Origin of the sequence: Citrobacter sp. Ct235, assembly GCF_030332305.1 — a bacterium.
GTDB lineage: Bacteria > Pseudomonadota > Gammaproteobacteria > Enterobacterales > Enterobacteriaceae > Citrobacter_A > Citrobacter_A telavivensis.
Window position 1 is genome coordinate 232,197 of record NZ_JAOWIC010000048.1, and the last position, 22,397, is coordinate 254,593.

The following is a 22,397-nucleotide window of genomic DNA, read 5'->3' on the forward strand; positions in this document are numbered from 1 at the left end:
AAACTATCTGCATGGAGACCAACGATGCCACACCAATGGAGTACCGCCCGGGCGCAGTCCTGGTATCAACAACATGGATGGGCGTGCGGGTTTAATTATCTGCCACGAACCGCCGTCAACTGGAACGAGATGTGGCAGGCCGACACTTTCGATTTACCGGTCATCGAGCAGGAACTCGCCTGGGCGGAACGCTACGGCTATAACGCCTTACGGACCAACCTGCCGTTTATCGTCTGGCAGCACGACCGGGAGGGGTTACTGTCACGGATTGACGCGTTTCTGGACGTCGCCGCGCGTCACCAGATGCAGGTGATGCTGACGCTGATGGACGACTGCGGCTTTTCTGGCGATGAACCGTGGTTCGGTCCGCAAAAAGCGCCGACGCCGGGAGTGCATAACAGCCAGGCGGCGGCCAGCCCAGGCAGAGCCATCGTGATGGATCCCGACCAGTGGCCGCAGGTTGAAGCTTACGTTCGCGATATCCTCACGCACTTTTCCCGCGACACGCGCATTGCAATCTGGGATTTATACAATGAACCCGGCAACCGGGGAATTTTCCTCTCCCCGCAAGAGTATGCCGAAGCGGATGTGGCGCTGGAAGAGTATGCTCTGCAACTGGTGCACGCCGTTTTTCGCTGGGCGCGCAGCGTGGATCCGTCACAACCATTAACCGTCGGTGCATGGCATGTGGATCATGAACGCTGGGGAACGCTTAAGCACCCGATCGACGTCGCTGCGCTGGCGCTCTCGGATATCATCAGCTATCACGCCTACGTGCCTGCCGCCAGGCAGTCGGACATTTTGCGCGCCCTTTCGCAGTTTAATCGCCCGGTGCTGTGTACCGAGTGGCTTTCACGCCATACCCACTGCGTGTTCAGCGAACAGCTTCCCCTTTTTAGCGCTTTTGATACAGGTTGTTATCACTGGGGACTGGTGCAGGGAAAAACCCAGACCTGGATCCCCTGGCCTGGTGTGAATCAATCTCATCCGGTTCCGCAATCACTGTGGTTTCACGATGTTCTGAAACCGGATGGCACGCCCTGGTGTGAGGAGGAAATGCAACTGGTGAAACGGCTTACGGATTCCCGGCGGAACGGGGACTGACTTTAAGTAACTCGCCGTCGGACTCGTCGGTTAACACGTACAGATAACCGTCAGGCCCGACGCGTACATCACGGATCCGCTGCCTCCGTTCTCCCAGAATACGTCCGTCTTCAGTCACCTTATTGCCGTCAACGCTCATCACAATCACATCCTGCTCCTTCAGTGCACCAATAAACAGTTTCTTGTGCCATTGGGGGAACGTCTCGCGGTTATAAAATGCCATTCCGCTGACGGCAGGTGATTTCTGCCAGTAGAAAATGGGCTGTTCGGTGCCTGCTACCTTTTCGCCCTGCGCTTCCGGGATCTTAAGCCCGCTGTAGTTGATACCCCAGGTCGCCAGCGGCCAGCCATAGTTTTTCCCTTTTTCAGGGATATTGATCTCATCACCGCCGCGCGGCCCGTGTTCGTTCAGCCACAGCACATCGCTCCACGGGTTCATCGCCATCCCCTGCGGGTTGCGGATGCCGTAAGACCAGATTTCCGCACGCGCCCCCGGCTGATTGACAAACGGATTGTCCTGCGGGATTTTCCCCTGTTCGGTCAGACGCACCACTTTACCCTGCAATTTGTCGAGATCCTGCGCGGTCGACCGCTGGTTGTTTTCTCCCAGTCCAATGAACAGGTGGCCCTTGCCATCAAAAACCAGCCGCCCACCGAAATGGTTGCCGGTTGACAGTTTTGGCATCTGGCGGAAGACGGTCTGGAAGTTTTCCAGTCGCGAAAGATCGTCGCTAAGTCGACCATAGCCCACCGCGGTTCCTGCCTTACCCTGCGTATCGGCCTGCGCAAAACTGAGCCAGACGCGTCGCGACTGGCTAAAGTCCGGCGCCAACGCCACGTCCAGAAGGCCGCCCTGACCGTTCGCCCAGACCTTAGGTACGCCAGGGATCGGATCAGAAAGCCCTTTACCTGCCTGCCAGTGGCGCAACTGTCCGCCCTTCAGGGTGATAAGCATGCCGTTGTCGCCTGGCAGAAAGGCCAGCGCCCACGGATGGTCAAGTTTGGTTTGCAGCACCTCGACATTAACCCGAGGCGTTTCGGCCTGTGTAAACCAGGGAATAATGCACAATGGAATTAAAGGGATAAGCGAGCGACGCATAACGCCTCCTTGTTGACTCTGGTTAAAGCGTAGTCAGCGAGGAACGTCAGGTGGGCATTTTTACAAAAACTTAACGATGAAGGGGGGAGTCGCCTCCCCCCGAAAATCAGGCATTTTCAAGCGTTGAATGAGCCTGCAAACTCTGAATGCTCAGCGTTAAGGCTGTCAGGCAGGTATTGAGTTTTTCTGCATTGACGGCAATAAAAGTCGGACAGTCGTGGTGTCCGCTCATCAGGCACACCGCCGCAGCGGCGAGTGCACCTTCGGCATGGTGCAATGCATCCCACTCTTCTTGATCGAGATGCAGATTCAAGCGCAACGATTTATCGTGCAGCTCGCGGTTCAGTTCGAAAAAGTTCTCACGTAGATGATCATTCTCGCTGACTGACATGTATCCTTTCGCCATCCTTAGCTGCAGATACGCAGCGAGGTCGATCCTGGCGTTGATGAGCTTATTCAGCAGATCGGTTCTCAGTCTGTCAACGAACATACTTCGTTCCTCCTCTTCCAGCCATGGTGCAACTTAATAGTATGGCTATTTTTTGTACAAAATGATGCCTGGGATCAACAATTCACTCAGAATTAACATTATTTACATACTAGTTATAAGCCGATGCCGCTTTCCCCTCACCGATCGGGTGAGATAGCAATACAATTTTTGTGCGGAACTCTGTAGAATCCCTGCCCTGAACATTCCAATAACTGAACAATTTTTAAGCTATGAGCAAAGTAACCCACCAGCCGAAAATCGGCTTCGTTTCCCTCGGCTGTCCGAAAAACCTCGTCGATTCGGAACGTATCCTGACTGAACTGCGTACCGAAGGCTACGATGTTGTCCCGAGCTACGACGACGCCGATATGGTGATCGTCAACACCTGCGGTTTTATCGACAGCGCAGTGCAGGAATCACTGGAAGCCATTGGCGAAGCGCTGAATGAAAACGGTAAGGTGATCGTCACCGGCTGTCTGGGTGCGAAAGAAGATCAGATCCGTGAAGTCCATCCGAAAGTGCTGGAAATCACGGGTCCGCATAGCTATGAACAGGTTCTGGAACACGTCCACCACTACGTGCCGAAACCGAAGCACAATCCGTTCCTGAGCCTGGTGCCAGAGCAAGGCGTGAAGCTGACTCCACGCCATTATGCCTACCTGAAAATTTCTGAAGGTTGCAACCATCGCTGCACCTTCTGCATCATTCCCTCGATGCGTGGCGATCTGGTCAGTCGTCCGATTGGCGATGTGCTGAGCGAAGCAAAACGTCTGGTCGATGCGGGCGTCAAAGAGATCCTTGTAATTTCACAGGATACCTCCGCCTACGGCGTAGACGTGAAGCACCGCACCGGGTTCTATAACGGTGAGCCGGTGAAAACCAGTATGGTCAGCCTGTGCGAACAACTGTCAAAACTGGGCATCTGGACGCGTCTGCACTATGTCTACCCGTATCCGCATGTCGACGACGTCATCCCGCTGATGGCGGAAGGCAAGATCCTGCCATACCTGGATATCCCACTTCAGCACGCCAGCCCGCGCATTCTCAAACTGATGAAGCGCCCTGGCTCGGTCGACCGTCAACTGGCGCGCATTAAACAATGGCGCGAAATCTGTCCGGAATTGACCCTGCGCTCGACGTTTATTGTCGGTTTCCCGGGGGAAACGGAAGACGATTTCCAGATGCTGCTCGACTTCCTGAAAGAAGCGCGTCTTGACCGCGTAGGCTGCTTCAAATACAGCCCGGTAGACGGCGCAGGTGCCAATGAACTGCCGGATCAGGTACCGGAAGAGGTTAAAGAAGCGCGCTGGAACCGCTTTATGCAACTGCAGCAGCAGATCTCCGCTGAACGCCTGCAGGAGAAAGTGGGTCGCGAAATTCTGGTGATCGTCGATGAAGTCGACGAAGAAGGCGCGATTGGCCGCAGTATGGCCGACGCACCGGAAATCGACGGCGCGGTCTATCTGAATGGTGAAACCAAGGTGAAACCGGGCGACGTGATCCGCGTGAAGGTGGAAAACGCCGACGAGTACGATCTGTGGGGCACGCGCGTTTAATGCTAACGTAGGCCGGATAAGGCATTTGTGCCGCCATCCGGCAATGCCTGATGGCGACGCTAACGCGTCTTATCAGGCCTACGATTCACCCCTTAATCTTCGGATCCAGCGCGTCGCGCAGGCCATCGCCGAGCAGATTAAATGCCAGTACCGTCAGAAAGATGGCCACTGCCGGGAACAGCGCCACGTGCGGTGCTATTACCATATCCGCCCGCGCTTCATTTAGCATCGCGCCCCACTCCGGCGTCGGTGGCTGTGCGCCCAGCCCCAGAAATGACAGGCTTGCCGCTGAGATTATCGAGGTGCCAATGCGCATGGTAAAAAAGACCACAATCGACGAGACGGTTCCTGGCAGGATATGGCTGAAAATAATCGTCGTATCGCTGGCACCAATGCTGCGCGCCGATTCGATAAACGTCTGCTGCTTCAGTACCAGCGTATTACCGCGTACCAGACGGGCGAACGCCGGGATGGAGAAAATCGCCACCGCGATAATCACGTTTGCGATGCCGCTACCCAGCACCGCCACCACGGCAATCGCCAGCAGGATCCCTGGAAACGCAAACAGCACGTCGCAGATACGCATGATTACCCGGTCCCACCAGCCTTCATAGTAGCCCGCCAGCAGTCCCAGTACGGTGCCAATGGCCGCGCCAATCAATACCGCAAACACGCCTGCCGCCAGCGAGATTTGCGCGCCAACCAGCACGCGGCTGAAGATGTCTCTGCCCAACGAATCCACGCCGAACCAGTGCATCATCGACGGTCCGTCATTCAGCCTGTCGTAATCGAAATAGTTTTCTGCATCAAAGGGCGTCAGCCAACGAGCGAAGACTGCCACCAGGATCAGCAACAGCACAAACAGACCTGCAATCAGCGCCACATGCTGGCGACGAAAACGTCGCCAGAATTCGTGCCACGGCGTGCGCACCCGTTCGGGTTTCACCATCGGCATGGCATTTAAAATCGCCTGACGGCGCCAGTTAAGTAATCGCATCCTTACTTGTACCTGATAGCCGGGTTAATGGCGGCATACAGCACATCCACCACTAAGTTGATAAGAATAAATTCCAGTGAGAACAGGAGGACTTCCGCCTGAATCACCGGATAATCACGCATCTCCACGGAGTCCACCAGCAGCCGTCCGAGACCAGGCCAGTTGAAGACCTTTTCGACCACGATAGAACCGCCGAGCAAAAAGCCGAACTGTAACCCCATCATGGTGACGACAGGGATCATCGCATTGCGCAGTCCGTGTTTGAGCACCACCCATGTTTCACTGACCCCTTTCGCCCGTGCGGTGCGCATATAGTCTTCATTAAGCACATCGACAAACGAGGCGCGGGTAAAGCGCGCCATCACCGAGGCCACCGCCGCACCGAGAGTGACAGATGGCAGAATATAGTGCTGCCAGCTATCGGCCCCGACGGTCGGCAACCAGCCTAACTCCACGGAGAACACCTGCATCAACAACATCCCCAACGCGAACGCCGGAAAGGAGATCCCGGTCACCGCCAGCGTCATGCTGAGGCGATCCGGCCAGCGATTACGCCATACCGCCGCGACAATCCCCGCCGCCATACCGAACAGAACGGCCCAGATCATACTGGTCAACGTCAGCCACAGCGTGGGCATAAACCGGCTGGCGATCTCCTCCGAGACCGGTCGGCGAGAAACCATCGAGAGTCCAAAATCGCCCTGCAACACATTCGTCATGTAATGCCAGAACTGGACGTGCAGCGGCCGGTCGAGACCGAGCTGCTGACGAACCAGTTCAATCACCTGCGCGTCGGCTTCCGGCCCGGCAATCAGCCGCGCCGGATCACCCGGCAACAGGTGGACAAATAAAAACACCAGCACCGCAACAATGAACAGGGTCGGAATCAACCCCAGAAGGCGCTTGAGAATATAGTTAAGCATCAGGTTTCCGCTGTGGCTTATTTCAAATCTGCATCATCAAAGCTGAACCCCGTATCTGGCATGATCCAGAAACCGGTCAGTTTGTTACTGTGCGCCGAGACCAGTTTTTCCACCACCAGCGGGATCCACGGCGACTCTTTCCAGACGATATCCTGCGCCGCTTTGTACAGCAGCGCTTTCTCTTGCGGATCGGTTGTTTTCAGCGCATCGGCAAGGTCGGTATCAACCTGCGGATTGCTGTAAAACGCGGTGTTAAACAGCGTTGGCGGCCAGTTTTGCGAAGCAAACAGCGGCGACAGCGCCCAGTCCGCTTCACCGGTCGAGGCCGACCAGCCGGTGTAGAACATTCTCACACCGCTCTCTTTCTGCCCTTTCCCTTCAACTTCAGACGCGCGCTGACCGGCATCCATCGCCGTCACCTGCACTTTAACCCCCACCTGCGCCAGCTGCTGCTGGGTAAACTGCAACACTTTCTGGGCGGTACTGTGATTGTGCGATGACCACAGCGTGGTGCTAAAACCGTTCGGGTAACCCGCTTCTTTCAGCAGTTCTCGTGCCTTTGCCGGATCGTAAGGCCAGGCCGTGTAGCTTTGCGCATACGCAATCGACGGCGGCACCACGCCGGTCGCCGGGGTCGCGTATCCCGCAAACGCCACTTTCACCAGCGCCTGGCGGTTGATAGCGTAGTTTAACGCCTCGCGGACTTTCGGATTGTCAAACGGCTTTTGCGTCACGTTCATACTGATGTAACGCTGCATAATCGACGGACTGGCGACCAGTTGCAGATTTTTGTTTTTCTCTAACAGCGCCGCCTGCTCGTAGGGGATCGGGAAGGCAAACTGTGCTTCTCCGGTTTGCAGCATCGCCGCACGGGTGTTGTTATCGGTGACCGGGCGCCAGGTGATGCTATCCAGCTTCGGCAATCCCGACTGCCAGTAACCGGCAAATTTCTTCACCTTCACAAAATCGGTTTGATTCCAGGTATCCAGCACGTAAGGACCGGTGCCTACCGGGTGGAAGCCAATCTCTTTCCCGTATTTCTCCAGCGCGGCCGGTGAGATCATCGCTGTCGCCGGGTGCGCCAGGATATTAATAAACGCGGAGAACGGCTGCTTCAGGGTGATTTTTACCGTTGCGGGATCGACGGCCTCTGTTTTGGCGATGTTCTTATACAGGTTATAACGCTTGAGGCTGTTGGCGGGATCGCTGGCACGGTCGAGGTTAATTTTCACCGCCCCGGCGTTAAAGTCGGTACCGTCCTGGAATTTTACCCCCTGACGCAGTTTGAGGGTATACACCAGACCGTCGTCAGAGACGGTGTAACTTTCCGCCAGCACGTTCTTCAGCTTCATCTCTTTATCCAGACCAAACAGTCCCTGATAAAACGACTTCGCGACCTGCTGCGATAACGTGTCATTCGCATCATACGGATCGAGCGTGGTGAAGTTGGACCCCACCGCCACGACCACATCTTTCGCGGCAAACGCCGGGGACGCAGCCAGCGCGGTCGTCGCGCCTAATGCCAGCAGCCAATGTCGGGCGAGCAATTTTGTCATCTTTTTTCTCCTGAACCCTGCCTGAATGTTATAAGCGCGATAGCGCATTTTCTCGTTGTGGACGCGCGACATAATGTCCGGGCCCGACTAACTGCAATGAAACAGGTGCTGGCGCTTCACCGCGCCGGTAAATGTTGCTCGGCAGCTCATCCGACAGCAGCACCCGCTGCGGTCGGGGATGTCCGGGGTCGGCAACCGGAACCGCCGCCATGAGCTTACGGGTATACGGATGCTGCGGATCCTCAAACAGCGCGGCACGCGGACCAATCTCCACAATCTGCCCCATGTGCATCACCGCAACGCGGTGGCTGATCCGCTCAACAACGGCCATGTCATGCGAGATGAACAGCCAGGCGATCCCCAGTTCCCGCTGCAAATCGAGCAACAGGTTGATGATTTGTCCGCGAATCGACACATCCAGCGCGGAGACCGACTCATCAGCAATAATGACTTTAGGATTGAGCGCCAGCGCGCGGGCAATGCAGATCCGCTGACGCTGCCCGCCGGAAAACTCATGCGGGTAGCGCCACGCATGTTCAGGTTGCAGCCCGACGCGCTCCAGCAACCACGCCACGCGATCGGCCGCCGCCTTACCCTGCAATAAACCGTGGACGCGCAGCGGCTCCATGATGGAATACCCCACGGTTTGCCGTGGGTCGAGCGAGGCGTAAGGATCCTGAAAAATAAACTGAATATCGCGGCGCAAAGGCTGTAATTGACTGTCGGACAGCGTATCGATTCGCTGACCGTTAAAAATAATCTCGCCGGACTGCGATTCCACCAGGCGCAGTAGCGCACGTCCGGTCGTCGATTTGCCGCAGCCCGATTCGCCGACCAGCGACAGCGTCTCACCGGGCCAGAGATCAAAGCTGACATTTTCCACCGCGTGCACTTCGCGGGTCACTCGATTAAGAACGCCGCTGCGTAACGGAAAACGGGTGACCAGGTTGCGAACCTGCAAAATGGGCTCTCCCTCAACCACCGTATTTTGATCGACGGGTCGCTCCTGCTTTTCCGGCGCACTCAGGGAGATAACCGGGAAGCGGCGCGGATAAGGCAGACCTTTCATCGCCCCGAGCTGCGGTACCGCCGCTAATAACGACTGCGTGTACGGATGCTGCGGCGAGCGGAAAATCTGTTCCACACTGCCGGTCTCCACGCCCTCGCCCTGGTACATTACCAGCACGCGGTCGGCGACATCCGCCACCACGCCCATGTCGTGAGTAATGAAAATCACCCCCATCGACATCTCTTGTTGCAGAACTTTGATCAGTTGCAGGATCTGCGCCTGAATCGTGACGTCCAGCGCGGTTGTCGGTTCATCGGCAATCAGCACCGCCGGACGACAGGAGAGCGCCATCGCAATCATCACCCGCTGACGCATACCGCCGGAAAGCTGATGGGGGTAGCGCGAGAGAATTGCTTTCGCCTCTGGAATGCGAACCTGATCGAGCATCCGCTTGGCCTCCGCCATCGCCGCTTCACGCCCCGCCCCCTGATGCAGGCGGATGGACTCGGCAATTTGCTCTCCTACGGTAAACACCGGGTTGAGCGACGTCATTGGCTCCTGGAAGATCATGGCGATATCGGCACCCCGCACCCGCTGAAGCTGCGACGTGCTCTGTTCGCCCAGTTCAATCACCTCACGGTTACGGCGGCGCAGCAGCATCTGCTCACACTGAACCACACCACCAGACTGTTCAATCAGTCGCATCAACGACAGCGCGGTGACCGATTTTCCCGAACCGGACTCACCGACAATCGCCAGCGTCTCGCCGCGCCTGAGACGAAACGACAGGTTCCGCACCGCCTCAGTACGCTGCTGGTCCTGTTGAAAGGCAATATTCAGATTGCTGACAGCCAGCACGTCGCTGACGTCAAGCGCATCACTGTGTGGCAACGGTGTCCCCTTTTTCCCGGTAGATCCCGGTCGTTGGTGTATCCCCGGCATAACCCCAGGCGCGATACATTCCTTCGCAATTAAACGGCAAGGCCACATTTCCCTCATGATCGATGGCGATAAGCCCGCCACTCCCACCCAGCGCCGGTAATTTCTCCATTACCACCCGCTCGCAGGCCTCCGATAAGCTCAGACCACCGTAGTCCATCAACGCGGCAATGTCATAGGCGGCCAGCGCGCGGATGAACACTTCACCCGTACCGGTGCAGGAAACCGCCACGCTGGCATTATTGGCATAACAACCCGCGCCCACGAGCGGACTGTCGCCGACGCGCCCCGGTAGTTTGTTGGTCATGCCTCCTGTCGATGTCGCCGCCGCCAGATTGCCGTGGACATCCAGCGCCACCGCGCCCACGGTGCCCATTTTTTTGCCTTCATCGAGCGGTGCGCCGCTGTGATCCAGCACGGTTTCGCCGCTCGAACGCGCGACCAGCAGTTGTTCATAACGTTCAGGCGTTGAAAAGAGATCCGCAGAGACAAGTTCCATCCCCTGCCTGGCCGCAAATTTTTCTGCCCCCGCGCCAATCATCATGACATGCGGGCTGTGCTCCATCACCAGTCGGGCAGCGAGAATCGGGTTACGCAAATGGCTGACTCCCGCCACTGCCCCGGCTTTCAGGGTATTGCCATCCATGACGCAGGCATCCAGTTCATGGGTCTCGTCACGGGTATACACCGCGCCGATCCCGGCATTAAACAGCGGGCACTCTTCAAGCAGTCGCACGGCTTCGGTGACCACGTCCAGCGCGCTTTCTCCCGCTTCCAGCATCTTTTGCCCGGCGTCGACAATGTCGGAAAGCGCCTGGATATAGCGTAATTCCTGCTCCTGGCTCATCTGCGCGCGGGTAATCGCCCCGGCGCCGCCGTGAATTGCAATAACTGCTTTGCCCATGTTTGTCGTCCGTCTTCTACAAATATCAGAATTTTGTAGACTTATTGATTCGATTTTTGACTATAGAAAGATGCGATTAGCATGTAAAGCGTTCACATCCTTTCTAAGTCCGAGGTGGCATACAGTCCCCTCGTGTTTTCTGACATAATAGGCGGATTCGATTTTGCCCCGCAGGAGTGTTTTCATGGAATTTACCGCCGGACTGATGCCGCTGGAAACGGCGCTTACCGAAATGTTATCGCGTGTTACCCCACTGACTGCCGTTGAGACGCTGCCGCTGGTGCAGTGCTTTGGCCGTATTCTGGCGACCGACGTGGTTTCGCCGCTCGACGTGCCGGGTTTCGATAACTCGGCGATGGACGGCTATGCGGTGCGACTGGCCGATCTCGCCAGCAGACAGCCGCTGTCGGTCGCCGGTAAAGCGTTCGCCGGTCAACCGTTCCAGGGAGAATGGCCTGTGGGGAGCTGCATTCGCATTATGACTGGCGCGCCGGTACCCGCGGGATGTGACGCCGTGGTGATGCAGGAGCAGACGGAACAGACTGATGACGGCGTGCGTTTTACCGCCGACGTCCGCGGCGGGCAAAACATCCGCCATCGTGGCGAAGACATTAAACAAAATGCGGTGGTTTTCCCTGCCGGTACGCGCCTGACCACCGGCGAACTGCCGGTGCTGGCATCGCTCGGTATTGCCGACGTCCAGGTCGTGCGGAAAGTGCGCGTCGCGCTGTTCTCGACCGGTGATGAACTGCAACTGCCGGGACAACCGCTCGGCGAAGGCCAGATTTATGATACCAACCGCCTGACCGTGCATCTGATGCTGCAACAGTTGGGTTGCGACGTGATCAATTTAGGCATCATCCGCGATGACCCACACGCTCTGCGCACGGCGTTTATCGAAGCCGACAGCCAGGCGGATGTGGTGATTAGCTCCGGCGGCGTGTCGGTGGGTGAAGCCGATTACACCAAAACCATCCTTGAAGAGCTGGGCGAAATCGCCTTCTGGAAGCTGGCAATCAAACCCGGCAAACCGTTCGCCTTCGGCAAACTGAGCAACAGTTGGTTCTGCGGATTGCCGGGTAACCCGGTGTCAGCGGCGCTGACGTTCTACCAACTGGTTCAGCCGTTGCTGGCGAAACTGAGCGGCAACGCGGCCAGCGGGTTACCTGCACGCCAGCGTGTGCGTACCACCTCACGGCTGAAGAAAACGCCGGGTCGTCTCGATTTCCAGCGCGGCGTGCTCCAGCGCACCGCCAACGGCGAGCTGGAGGTGAGCACCACGGGTCATCAGGGTTCACACGTCTTCAGTTCCTTCAGTCAGGGGAACTGCTTCATTGTGCTGGAGCGCGATCGCGGTAACGTTGAAGCCGGTGAATGGGTGGAAGTCGAGCCCTTCAATGCGCTGTTCGGAGGCCTCTGATGGCGGAACTCAGCGATCAGGAGATGCTGCGTTACAATCGGCAGATAATCCTGCGCGGCTTTGACTTTGACGGGCAGGAAGCGCTGAAGGAAGCCAACGTGCTGGTTGTCGGTCTCGGTGGGCTGGGCTGCGCGTCCTCGCAGTATCTGGCGAGCGCTGGCGTCGGCCACCTGACGCTGCTCGATTTTGACACCGTGTCGCTGTCGAATCTACAGCGCCAGACGCTACACAGCGATGCGACCCTCGGCCAGCCGAAAGTGGAGTCGGCACATGCGGCGCTGAGCCGTATTAATCCGCACGTGGCTATCACTGCGGTTAATGCGCTGCTGGACGAGACCGCCCTTCGGACACTTATCGCCGAACACGATCTGGTGCTGGACTGCACCGATAACGTCGCAATTCGTAATCAGCTCAATGCCGGTTGTTACGCGGCAAAAGTCCCGCTGATTTCTGGCGCGGCGATCCGCATGGAAGGTCAGGTAACCGTCTTTACCTACAAAGAGGGTGAGCCCTGCTATCGCTGCCTGAGCCGTCTGTTTGGTGAAAATGCATTAACCTGCGTGGAGGCGGGGGTGATGGCGCCGCTGATTGGCGTGATTGGGTCGCTACAGGCGATGGAAGCCATTAAGCTGCTGGCGCATTATGGTCAGCCAGCGTCGGGGAAAATCGTCATGTACGACGCCATGACCTGCCAGTTCCGCGAAATGAAGCTGATGCGAAATCCGGGCTGCGAGGTGTGTGGGGAAGCCTCATCCTGATCGGATTGTAAGCCGGATAAGCGTCGCGCCATCAGGCAATGACGGCGCGAATTGCCGGATGATGGCGTTGCCTTATCCGGCCTACAACGACAACTTACAGCGACGAACGCCCAAAGGCGCTCTGCCAGTCGTGCTCAAACTTCGCCACCGCCGCATCGACAGCCGGAGAGCTAATCAACTGTTGGGCAACGTCCAGCGGTAAGGTGATGGATTCACAGCCCGCCAGCAGACAATCCAGTGCCTGACGCGGCGTCTTGAAACTGGCTGCCAGCACTTTGGCATGCGGCGCGTGCATCTTCAGCAAATTCTGCAAATCGGTAACGGTCTGAATGCCATCGCCACCCTGTGCATCCACGCGGTTGACGTAAGGCGCAACATACTCCGCCCCCGCCAGTGCCGACAGCAGGCCCTGTGCCGCACCGTACACCGCCGTTCCCAGCGTCGGAATACCTTCCTCTTTAAGCAACTTGATCGCAGCCAGACCTTCCGCCGTGACGGGCACTTTCACGACGATATCAGGAATGATCGCACGCAGTTTACGCGCATCACTCACCATCCCTTCTGCCGTTGTCGCCATCACTTGGGCAAATAAACGCCCCTGCCCCCCCATTGCTTCATGCAATTGTGGCAGTAAGACGTCCAGCGGTTTTTTACCCGCCGCAACAATACTGGGGTTTGTGGTCACGCCCGCCAGCGGGAAAATTCGCGCCAATGCTTTCACCGCGTCAACGTCGGACGTATCCAGATAGAGTTCCATAATCATTCCTCAACGACTAGTTTGCATAAAAGAAAGATACCACGGCAAAACCTCTCGGTTAGTTGACGTACGTCAACATAACTTTCATTCGAAAGTTATTTAATCTTTATACGAAACACGAGAGGCCGTTTATGATTTTCAATATTCAGCGCTATTCTACTCACGATGGCCCCGGTATCCGCACCGTGGTGTTCCTTAAAGGATGCTCTCTGGGCTGTCGCTGGTGTCAGAATCCGGAAAGCCGGGCACGCACGCAGGATCTGCTGTTTGACGCACGTCTGTGCCTCGAAGGCTGCGAGCTTTGCGTCCAGGCGGCACCGGGCGTTATCGAACGCGCGCTGAATGGCCTCCTTATCCATCGCGAAAAACTGACTGACGCGCATCTTGCCAGCCTGATCGACTGCTGCCCTACTCAGGCTCTGACCGTCTGCGGCGACGTTAAAAGCGTCGATGAGATTATGACCACCGTCCTGCGCGATAAACCTTTTTATGATCGCAGCGGCGGCGGTATTACGCTTTCCGGCGGCGAACCGTTTATGCAGCCGGAGCTGGCGGCATCACTTTTAAAAGCAAGCCATGAGGCGGGCATTCATACCGCGGTCGAAACCTGTTTGCATGTGCCGTGGAAATACATTGAACCGTCACTGCCCTGGATCGATCTGTTCCTTGCGGATTTGAAACACGTCGCCGACGCGCCGTTTAAGCAATGGACGGATGGCAGCGCGTCACGCGTGCTGGAAAACCTGAGAAAGCTCGCCGCCGCCGGAAAAACAATCATCATCCGCGTTCCGCTGGTTCAGGGGTTTAACGCCGATGAAGAAAGCATTAAAGCGATTACCGATTTTGCCGCCGATGAACTGCACGTTGGCGAGATTCACTTTTTGCCCTACCACACGTTGGGCATCAACAAATACCACTTACTCAGCCAACCCTACAACGCGCCGGACAAGCCGCTGGATGCACCCGATCTGCTCGCCTTTGCGCAGCAGTACGCCTGCACAAAAGGTTTGACCGCGACATTACGAGGATAATCTCATGACCCAACTGAAACTGGATACGCTCAGCGACCGCATCAAAGCGCACAAAACCGCGCTGGTGCACATCGTCAAACCGCCGGTCTGTACCGAACGCGCGCAGCATTACACCGAAATGTACCAGCAGCATCTGGACAAACCGATTCCGGTACGCCGCGCGCTGGCGCTGGCGCATCATCTGGCAGAGCGAACCATTTGGATCAAACACGACGAGCTGATCGTCGGCAACCAGGCGAGCGAAGTGCGCGCCGCGCCGATCTTCCCGGAATACACCGTCTCGTGGATTGAAAAAGAGATAGACGCCCTCGCGGACAGACCGGGTGCGGGTTTTGCGGTCAGTGAAGAGAACAAACGCGTATTGCATAGCGTTTGTCCGTGGTGGCGCGGCCAAACCGTTCAGGATCGCTGCTATGGCATGTTTACCGATGAGCAAAAAGGGTTGCTGGAAACCGGTATTATCAAAGCCGAAGGCAACATGACCTCCGGTGACGCGCACCTGGCGGTCAACTTCCCGCTGCTACTGGAAAAAGGCATTGACGGTCTGCGGGCAAAAGTCGCGGAGCGCCGTTCACGCATTAACCTGACCGTTCTCGACGATCTGCATGGCGAGCAATTCCTGAAAGCCATTGATATTGTGCTGATTGCCGTCAGCGACCACATCGCCCGCTTCGCCGAACTGGCGCGTAAAATGGCGAGCGAAGAGACACGCGTCAGCCGTCGTAACGAGCTGCTGGCGATGGCGGAAAACTGCGATCTTATCGCTCACCAGCCGCCGCAGACTTTCTGGCAAGCGCTGCAGCTGTGCTACTTCATCCAGTTGATTCTGCAAATTGAATCTAACGGTCACTCGGTGTCGTTCGGGCGCATGGACCAGTATCTTTATCCGTACTACCGCCGCGATGTGGAACTGAACCAGTCGCTGGACCGCGAACACGCCATTGAGCTGCTGCACAGCTGCTGGCTGAAACTGCTGGAAGTGAACAAAATCCGCTCCGGCTCGCACTCTAAAGCCTCCGCAGGCAGCCCGCTGTATCAGAACGTCACCATTGGCGGACAAAACCTGGTCAACGGTCAGCCGATGGATGCGGTCAATCCGCTCTCCTACGCGATCCTCGAATCCTGTGGGCGTCTACGCTCCACCCAGCCTAACCTCAGCGTGCGTTATCACGCCGGGATGAGCAATGATTTCCTCGACGCCTGCGTACAGGTGATCCGCTGCGGCTTTGGTATGCCTGCCTTTAACAACGATGAAATCGTGATCCCGGAATTCATTAAGCTCGGTATTGAGCCGCAGGACGCCTACGATTACGCGGCGATTGGCTGCATCGAAACCGCCGTGGGCGGCAAGTGGGGCTACCGCTGCACCGGCATGAGCTTTATCAACTTTGCCCGCGTGATGCTGGCTGCGCTGGAAGGTGGTCGGGACGCCACCAGCGGGAAAGTTTTCCTGCCACAGGAAAAAGCGCTCTCCGCCGGTAACTTCAACAATTTCGACGAGGTGATGGCGGCGTGGGATACCCAGATCCGCTACTACACGCGCAAATCGATTGAGATCGAGTATGTGGTCGATACCATGCTGGAAGAGAACGTGCACGATATCCTCTGCTCGGCGCTGGTGGATGACTGCATCGAGCGGGCAAAGAGCATTAAGCAAGGTGGGGCGAAGTATGACTGGGTATCCGGCCTGCAGGTCGGTATCGCGAACCTCGGCAACAGCCTGGCCGCGGTGAAAAAACTGGTCTTTGAACAGGGAGCAATTGGTCAGCAACAGCTGGCGGCTGCACTGGCAGATGATTTTGACGGCCTGACCCACGAGCAGTTGCGCCAGCGTTTAATCAACGGCGCGCCGAAGTATGGCAACGATGATGACTCCGTCGATACCCTGTTGGCCCGTGCTTATCAGACCTATATCGATGAACTGAAGCAATACCATAACCCGCGTTATGGACGTGGCCCGGTCGGCGGCAATTACTACGCGGGTACGTCGTCTATCTCGGCAAACGTGCCGTTCGGCGCAGCGACCATGGCGACGCCTGATGGTCGTAAAGCCCATACCCCGCTGGCTGAAGGGGCAAGCCCGGCATCCGGTACCGACCATCTTGGTCCCACGGCGGTGATTGGCTCCGTCGGCAAGCTGCCTACCGGTTCGATTCTGGGCGGCGTGCTGTTGAACCAGAAGCTGAACCCGGCGACGCTTGAGAACGAGTCCGACAAGCAGAAACTGATGATCCTGTTGCGAACCTTCTTTGAAGAGCACAAAGGCTGGCACATTCAGTACAACATCGTCTCGCGCGAGACCCTGCTGGACGCGAAAAAGCATCCGGACCAGTATCGTGATCTGGTAGTCCGCGTAGCCGGTTATTCCGCCTTCTTCACCGCGCTTTCACCGGACGCGCAAGACGATATCATCGCCCGTACCGAACATATGCTTTAACACTCACGCCCGGTGGCGCTAACGCTTACCGGGCCTACAAGCCTCTCTCCGTAGGCCGGATAAGGCGCAGCCGCCATCCGGCGCTTTTGCTTTCATTCGAAATTAAATTTGTGCTTTAGGTCACATTGTTATTAAAATGTTTCTGGTCGCAGTTTTGAGCCAGGAGCTTTATATGACCGTTAAAGTTATCGTCAGTGATATGGACGGAACTTTTCTCAATGACGCCAAAAAGTACGATCACGCACGTTTTATGGCGCAGTACCACGAGCTAAAGAAACGCAACATCGAGTTTGTCGTCGCCAGCGGCAATCAGTACTTTCAGCTCATCTCTTTCTTCCCCGAACTCAAAGACGAGATCTCTTTCGTTGCCGAAAACGGCGCGCTGGTGTTTGAGCATGGCCAACAGCTTTTTCACGGCGAACTAACCCGTCATGAATCACGGAGCGTGATCGGCGAGTTGCTCAAGGATAAACAGCTCAACTTTGTCGCCTGCGGTCTGCAAAGCGCTTACGTCAGTGAACACGCCCCGGCGTCCTTTGTTGCGCTCATGGCAAAGCACTATCACCGCCTGAAGCCGGTGAAGGACTATCACGACATCGACGACGTGCTGTTTAAGTTCTCTCTGAATCTGCCGGATCAGCAGATCCCATTGGTTATCGACAAGCTACATACGGCGCTGGACGGCATTATGAAACCTGTGACCAGCGGTTTCGGCTTTATCGATCTGATCATTCCGGGGCTCCACAAAGCCAATGGCATCAGCCGGTTGTTGAAACGCTGGAACCTTTCACCGAAGGAGGTGGTCGCCATTGGCGACAGCGGCAACGATGCAGAAATGTTGAAAATGGCGCACTACTCTTTCGCCATGGCGAATGCCACCGACAGTATCAAAGCGCTCTCCCGCTATCAGACGGATGACAATAACCATCAGGGTGCGCTGAACGTGATCCAGGCCGTGCTGGATAACACGGCCCCCTTCAACGTGTAATGCCTGAATGCGGCGACTGGAGAATATTTTAATCCGGATGCCGCATTCAGATTATTATTATCAATATTAGGATTTTTGATAATAATAATGGAAAGTTTTTTTGTTATTCCTTTATATAGATATCTTCAGGCTGGTAAAATTCTTAATTCTTTTGGATTAGCATCGCAACAGTTTTCTTTTATAACACTCAACCTCTGGCAACTACTTTACAGCAACAGATAGCTTCATATTTTTTACGGATAACCAATATCACCGTAAGCTAAAAAAAATTCATTATTAACTTATTGATAAACATACAAAACAACCACAACGCAATTAAAGTGATGTCTATTTTATTTTCATGCACACACAAATCATTTAGACTATTAATTGACAAACAGGAACCATTGTTTGCCCCACTCATTAAATGTTAAATTTTTTATTATAATTTAATCATTATGGACAAGTTAACATGGATTACACTCTGAAATTACACCAGGCAAGGAATTTCACGTTTCTTTCGGGAAATTTTAATAAGACTTTTCTCGCTAGCGCGATTTTATTGGCAGCCCACTCTGCTTACGCAGATGACTGTAATAACCTGGCGCCTCAGGCTGGAGTGAGTTGCGTACAAAACGGTAACCAACTGAATATTGATATTCATGCAGATATCGACAACCCTACCCCTTACCCTGCCTACTCATTCAACGCTCAGAACGGGATGCAGTCTGATAAGGTCGTCATCTCTCTGGACGCGGGTAAGACGCTCACGGCCGATCAGAATGGGATACAGGCCCAAGGCAATCCCCTTGCTCTTGATGAAATAGAAGTCAGCACATCGGGAAACATCTATACCGGTAAGGTAACCGACAGCGATGCGGCGGATCCGCTTGCACCGATTACGGGCCCTTCTGGTGGCATAATTTTTGATAAAACCAATATCCGGGATACGCAGCACGCTGGGATTTATCTGGCCGGCGCATCCGGCGGGCTGTTAGCTATTGGTTCAGTTCTTCAGCAGTCCGGAAGCCAGATCGTTAACAACAGCGCGAGTAAAGATACCGCAGCTATCTATTCGCAGGCGCTGGAATCGCGGATTACCAGCTCAGGCGTGATTCGTTCCCAGGTCGGTGATGCCATTCGCATAGAAAGCACCCCGCCTGAATATACCTGGTCCAGCGGCGGTTACATCATTGTCGATCCGCAGGGCGTGTTTGATGTTCACCTGAAGGCCGACAGCGTTGTCGAGGGGGGGAGCGAAGGCGCGGGTATCAAAACCACGGGGGGAACGCAGTCCACTGTGCAAATCGATCAAGGTGCCACGCTTGGCGCGCTATCCGATGTGGCAATCGACGTGGCAGGTTTTGACGGTTTTTATTTGCGCGATCCCGCCATGCCCAATTTGCCGCTAGACAGTACCCATTATAGCGGAGCAGAAACCCGCATCATTAACGCAGGGGCCATGACGGGCGTCGTACGCCTCTCCAGCGGTCAGGATACGGTGATTAACGACGCTACGGGTGTCTGGAACGTGCGGCAGTGGTCTGATTCGGATCGCGACGGTATCCGGGATACCGTCGCGCCTGTAGCGACCAGTGATTTTGGCGGAGGCACAACGGAACTTGTCAACCGTGGCGTAATTTCCCTCACCGCGCGCCCGGACGGGACAGCCAATCATGCGTTATTTGATAACCTGGCGACGTTTCGAAATCAGGGTAGCCTGCTGTTAACCAATAATGTCGCTGGCGATCGCTTTACCCTTAACGGGGATTATGTCGGAGACGGCGGCGTTATTGCGCTTGATACGGTTCTGGGTGACGACAGCTCACTGACCGACCAGCTCATTATTAACGGCTCAACGTCAGGCCAAAGCGTGCTGTCCATCAATAATCTCGGTGGCACCGGGGCACAAACCCGTGAAGGCATTAAAGTCATTGAGGTCAATGGCGATTCATCAGGGGTGTTCACGCAGAGCGGGCGTATTGTCGGGGGAGCATATGAATACTATTTACACAAAAATAGTCTCAGCGTTCAGGACGGCGACTGGTACTTGCGCTCCGAACTGCCTTCGGTCACGCCGGATCCCCAGGATCCTGAACCCGTGCAACGTCCGGAAATCGGCAGCTATATGGTTAACCACATGGCCGCCAATACCCTCTTCCAGACACGTCTTCACGATCGCCTCGGTGAAGCGCAGTATACCGATGCGTTAACCGGGGAACAGACAACCAGCCTGTGGCTTCGTCAGGTCGGTGGGCATAACCGCTCTCAGGACAGTTCTGGTCAGTTTAAAAACCAGGGAAATCGCTATGTCGCGCAAATTGGCGGTGACATTGCGCAGTGGAGTTCCGATCAACGGGATCGCTGGCATCTGGGTATCATGGCGGGCTACGCCCGGCAAAGTAACAATACCGAATCCAGATACTCACACTATCAATCCAAAGGTTCGGTCAAAGGCTATAGCGCGGGTTTATACGGAACCTGGTATGCCAACGATGAGAAAAAAACCGGTAGCTATGTCGACAGTTGGGTGCTCTACAACTGGTTTGATAACGAAGTGAAAGGCGATCAGCTGGCGACCGAGAAGTATAAATCGCGTGGCATTACCGCCTCTGTAGAAGCCGGTTATACTTTTGAATTAGGCAGCAGAGAAACGGATGCAGTGGGATATTACATCCAGCCTAAAGCCCAGCTTATCTGGATGGGCGTCAGATCCAGCGATCATACTGAACGCCAAAGCAGCGGCGGTTCACGTGTCTCATTCGAGGGCGATGGTAATCTTCAAAGTCGATTGGGTGTCCGTGCCTATCTGCAAGGACACAGCACGGTAGACAAGGGCAAAAATCGCGAGTTCCAACCCTTCATCGAAGCAAACTGGATCCATAACACCCGTGATTTTGGGGCCAGTATCAATGGCCAGGGCAATGAAATTGCCGGCACCCGCAATATTGGTGAAGCCAAAATCGGGGTTGAAGGACAACTATCCCGACAACTGGATATGTGGGGTAACGTGACGCAGCAAATAGGGAACAGTGGTTACAGTGATACTCAGGCAATGATAGGGATCAAATACCGTTTCTAGCCAGTAGCAGGGCTCCTGGCAGACGGATGATATTGTCCGTCTGCCTCCCTGACGATTTATACCAAACGCATTTGATAACAGGAATGGTCATGCAACCACGCGTTTTAATTGTCACTACCGAAGCCCCTGATGTGCTGTTCAGTGGCCTGGGCTTTTTCAATCAGCATTTCTGGCAGGAATTAACGCGCCGTCGCTACCCCTTCAGGGTGTTATACCTGAACAATCAGAAAACCCGGGCGTCAACACTGGCTGATTATGAGATTGCCGTTGAACCTTCATTGCCTTTTGACTCCTCCCTGGAATCACTGAGCCTGAATGTGGCATGGAGTACCGCGCAAAAAATTCAGCCCATACTCAATGAGTTCAAGCCCGATATTATCTCAGTGCACGAAAACTCACCTCTGTTACCGTTTTACTTTGAGTTACACAGAGTGCAATTCACGCTCCATTCCAGCTATATCGGCATGCAGCACTATCTGACCCGAACCCAGAAAGGTATGCAGCATTACTGGGAACAGCGAATCGCGGTACGTCAGAGTGGCGCGGTAGTGCTTCACAGCGACTGGGCGCACCGTTCAATTATTCAGCATGTCTCCGCCGATATTGTTCCCCCCGATATCTTCCCTATCGGTGTCGATTTCGCCGATTACCCGGAAAAAAAAATCCGCCATCCGCAAGGTAAAGTGGTCATCAGCTTCTTTGGGCGATTCACCGATATTGTGAAAAACTTCCAGATTTTTCGTGAGTCGATCAATACGCTGTCAGAAGCCTATCGCAACCGGGTTGAGGCCCGGGTTTATGGGCCAGAGAAGATCCCTGACTACATGGAAAAAGAAGGCTTTAAAGGTCTGACATTTGTTCAGGGCGAGGAAAAAAAACGGGCTTTTGCGGAAACTGACATTGTGGTCTTCCCCAGCATTCAGGAGAGTTTCGGTATTGTCGGACTGGAAGCCTTGCTCTCAAACTGCGCACTGATCGCGACGCCAGGACTGGGTATGGATGCATACATGCCTTCTGATTACGCCTGCGAACCTACCGTTGCCGCGCTACAGCAGCGCATTGTCCACTATCTCTCACATGCTGAACAACTCTGGCGCGATCAGGATAACCAGGTGTTTCGCCAGAGCGTAAATCATCCGGAATTAACGCTCAGTAACATGACGGAATCCTATATTGAAGTCTGGAAAAAGTTGCACCAAAAGTTAGTCAGCTCAGCGACTGCCGCGAAGTAAGCTGTTCCCCTGCCCTTTATGGCGCCGTCGGGCGCCACAATCCAATCATCAGGCCTCTGGTATGCGTTGCCCTGGACAAATGGCGCGACGATCTCACCAGCAAACATTTAAACTTGCATTAACTTTTTTATAACTT

At 55.2% G+C, this 22,397-nt stretch carries 17 protein-coding genes; 9 read left to right on the plus strand and 8 right to left on the minus strand.

Annotated elements, in window-relative coordinates; translation table 11 throughout:
- The first annotated feature begins 24 nt into the window (after positions 1-24).
- Positions 25-1,104: a glycoside hydrolase 5 family protein gene (locus tag OGY35_RS16545; protein ID WP_286632848.1), complete on the plus strand. Its 1,080-nt coding sequence runs from the start codon at positions 25-27 to the stop codon at positions 1,102-1,104.
- Here OGY35_RS16545 and OGY35_RS16550 read toward each other — a convergent pair.
- Both OGY35_RS16550 and bssR read right to left on the minus strand, forming a co-directional pair.
- Entirely contained in the window at positions 1,076-2,203 is a 1,128-nt protein-coding gene (locus tag OGY35_RS16550) for a PQQ-dependent sugar dehydrogenase (RefSeq protein WP_286632850.1), read from the minus strand. The two genes, OGY35_RS16545 and OGY35_RS16550, sit on opposite strands and share 29 nt — an antisense overlap.
- Before the next feature lie 106 nt (positions 2,204-2,309).
- Positions 2,310-2,693: a biofilm formation regulator BssR gene (bssR, locus tag OGY35_RS16555; protein ID WP_152405320.1), complete on the minus strand. Its 384-nt coding sequence runs from the start codon at positions 2,691-2,693 to the stop codon at positions 2,310-2,312.
- A 230-nt stretch (positions 2,694-2,923) separates the two neighbouring features.
- Here bssR and rimO point away from each other — a divergent pair, with 230 nt between their 5' ends.
- Positions 2,924-4,249: a 30S ribosomal protein S12 methylthiotransferase RimO gene (rimO, locus tag OGY35_RS16560; protein WP_286632852.1), complete on the plus strand. Its 1,326-nt coding sequence runs from the start codon at positions 2,924-2,926 to the stop codon at positions 4,247-4,249.
- An 85-nt stretch (positions 4,250-4,334) separates the two neighbouring features.
- On the opposite strand, the gene gsiD is transcribed toward rimO, so the two are convergent.
- Genes gsiD through iaaA form a run of 5 tightly spaced genes read right to left on the minus strand, consistent with a single transcriptional unit; the run spans position 4,335 to position 10,577 of the window.
- The gene (gene gsiD / locus OGY35_RS16565) at positions 4,335-5,246 is read right to left on the minus strand and encodes a glutathione ABC transporter permease GsiD (protein ID WP_286632853.1); all 912 of its coding nucleotides are present in this window, start codon (positions 5,244-5,246) and stop codon (positions 4,335-4,337) included.
- 2 nt (positions 5,247-5,248) lie between these two features.
- Positions 5,249-6,169 carry a glutathione ABC transporter permease GsiC gene (gene gsiC / locus OGY35_RS16570; protein WP_286632854.1) on the minus strand — a complete coding sequence of 307 codons (921 nt, stop codon included), beginning with the start codon at positions 6,167-6,169 and terminating at the stop codon, positions 5,249-5,251.
- 17 nt (positions 6,170-6,186) lie between these two features.
- Positions 6,187-7,725, minus strand: a complete 1,539-nt coding sequence (gsiB, locus tag OGY35_RS16575; RefSeq protein WP_286632855.1) for a glutathione ABC transporter substrate-binding protein GsiB — start codon at positions 7,723-7,725, stop codon at positions 6,187-6,189.
- A 28-nt stretch (positions 7,726-7,753) separates the two neighbouring features.
- Positions 7,754-9,625: a glutathione ABC transporter ATP-binding protein GsiA gene (gsiA, locus tag OGY35_RS16580; RefSeq protein ID WP_286632856.1), complete on the minus strand. Its 1,872-nt coding sequence runs from the start codon at positions 9,623-9,625 to the stop codon at positions 7,754-7,756.
- Entirely contained in the window at positions 9,612-10,577 is a 966-nt protein-coding gene (gene iaaA / locus OGY35_RS16585; protein ID WP_286632857.1) for a beta-aspartyl-peptidase, read from the minus strand. The genes gsiA and iaaA overlap by 14 nt, the downstream gene beginning before the upstream one ends.
- A gap of 184 nt (positions 10,578-10,761) precedes the next feature.
- On the opposite strand from iaaA, the gene moeA reads away from it, so the two are divergent.
- Together moeA and moeB are read left to right on the plus strand one after the other, a co-directional pair.
- Positions 10,762-11,997: a molybdopterin molybdotransferase MoeA gene (gene moeA, locus OGY35_RS16590; protein ID WP_286632858.1), complete on the plus strand. Its 1,236-nt coding sequence runs from the start codon at positions 10,762-10,764 to the stop codon at positions 11,995-11,997.
- Positions 11,997-12,755 carry a molybdopterin-synthase adenylyltransferase MoeB gene (gene moeB / locus OGY35_RS16595; RefSeq protein ID WP_286632859.1) on the plus strand — a complete coding sequence of 253 codons (759 nt, stop codon included), beginning with the start codon at positions 11,997-11,999 and terminating at the stop codon, positions 12,753-12,755. Before moeA ends, moeB begins: the two co-directional genes overlap by 1 nt.
- Before the next feature lie 94 nt (positions 12,756-12,849).
- Here the strand turns inward: moeB and fsa are convergent, their stop codons facing one another.
- A complete protein-coding gene (gene fsa, locus OGY35_RS16600) occupies positions 12,850-13,512 on the minus strand; it encodes a fructose-6-phosphate aldolase (protein WP_286632860.1) in 663 nt (220 codons plus the stop codon).
- 131 nt (positions 13,513-13,643) lie between these two features.
- Between fsa and OGY35_RS16605 the strand changes: the two genes are divergently transcribed.
- The 5 genes from OGY35_RS16605 (at position 13,644) to OGY35_RS16625 (ending at position 22,261) form a co-directional block, all read left to right on the plus strand.
- Positions 13,644-14,543, plus strand: a complete 900-nt coding sequence (locus OGY35_RS16605; protein WP_286632861.1) for a glycyl-radical enzyme activating protein — start codon at positions 13,644-13,646, stop codon at positions 14,541-14,543.
- A 4-nt stretch (positions 14,544-14,547) separates the two neighbouring features.
- The gene (locus OGY35_RS16610) at positions 14,548-16,980 is read left to right on the plus strand and encodes a glycyl radical protein (protein WP_152405333.1); all 2,433 of its coding nucleotides are present in this window, start codon (positions 14,548-14,550) and stop codon (positions 16,978-16,980) included.
- A gap of 172 nt (positions 16,981-17,152) precedes the next feature.
- On the plus strand, positions 17,153-17,968 hold the full coding sequence (locus OGY35_RS16615) for a Cof-type HAD-IIB family hydrolase (protein WP_286632862.1): 816 nt from the start codon (positions 17,153-17,155) through the stop codon (positions 17,966-17,968).
- A gap of 598 nt (positions 17,969-18,566) precedes the next feature.
- The gene (locus OGY35_RS16620; RefSeq protein WP_286632863.1) at positions 18,567-21,029 is read left to right on the plus strand and encodes an autotransporter outer membrane beta-barrel domain-containing protein; all 2,463 of its coding nucleotides are present in this window, start codon (positions 18,567-18,569) and stop codon (positions 21,027-21,029) included.
- Positions 21,030-21,118: 89 nt separating this feature from the next.
- Complete coding sequence (locus tag OGY35_RS16625; RefSeq protein ID WP_286632864.1) at positions 21,119-22,261, plus strand: glycosyltransferase family 4 protein; 1,143 nt, start codon at positions 21,119-21,121, stop codon at positions 22,259-22,261.
- Positions 22,262-22,397: the final 136 nt, after the last annotated feature.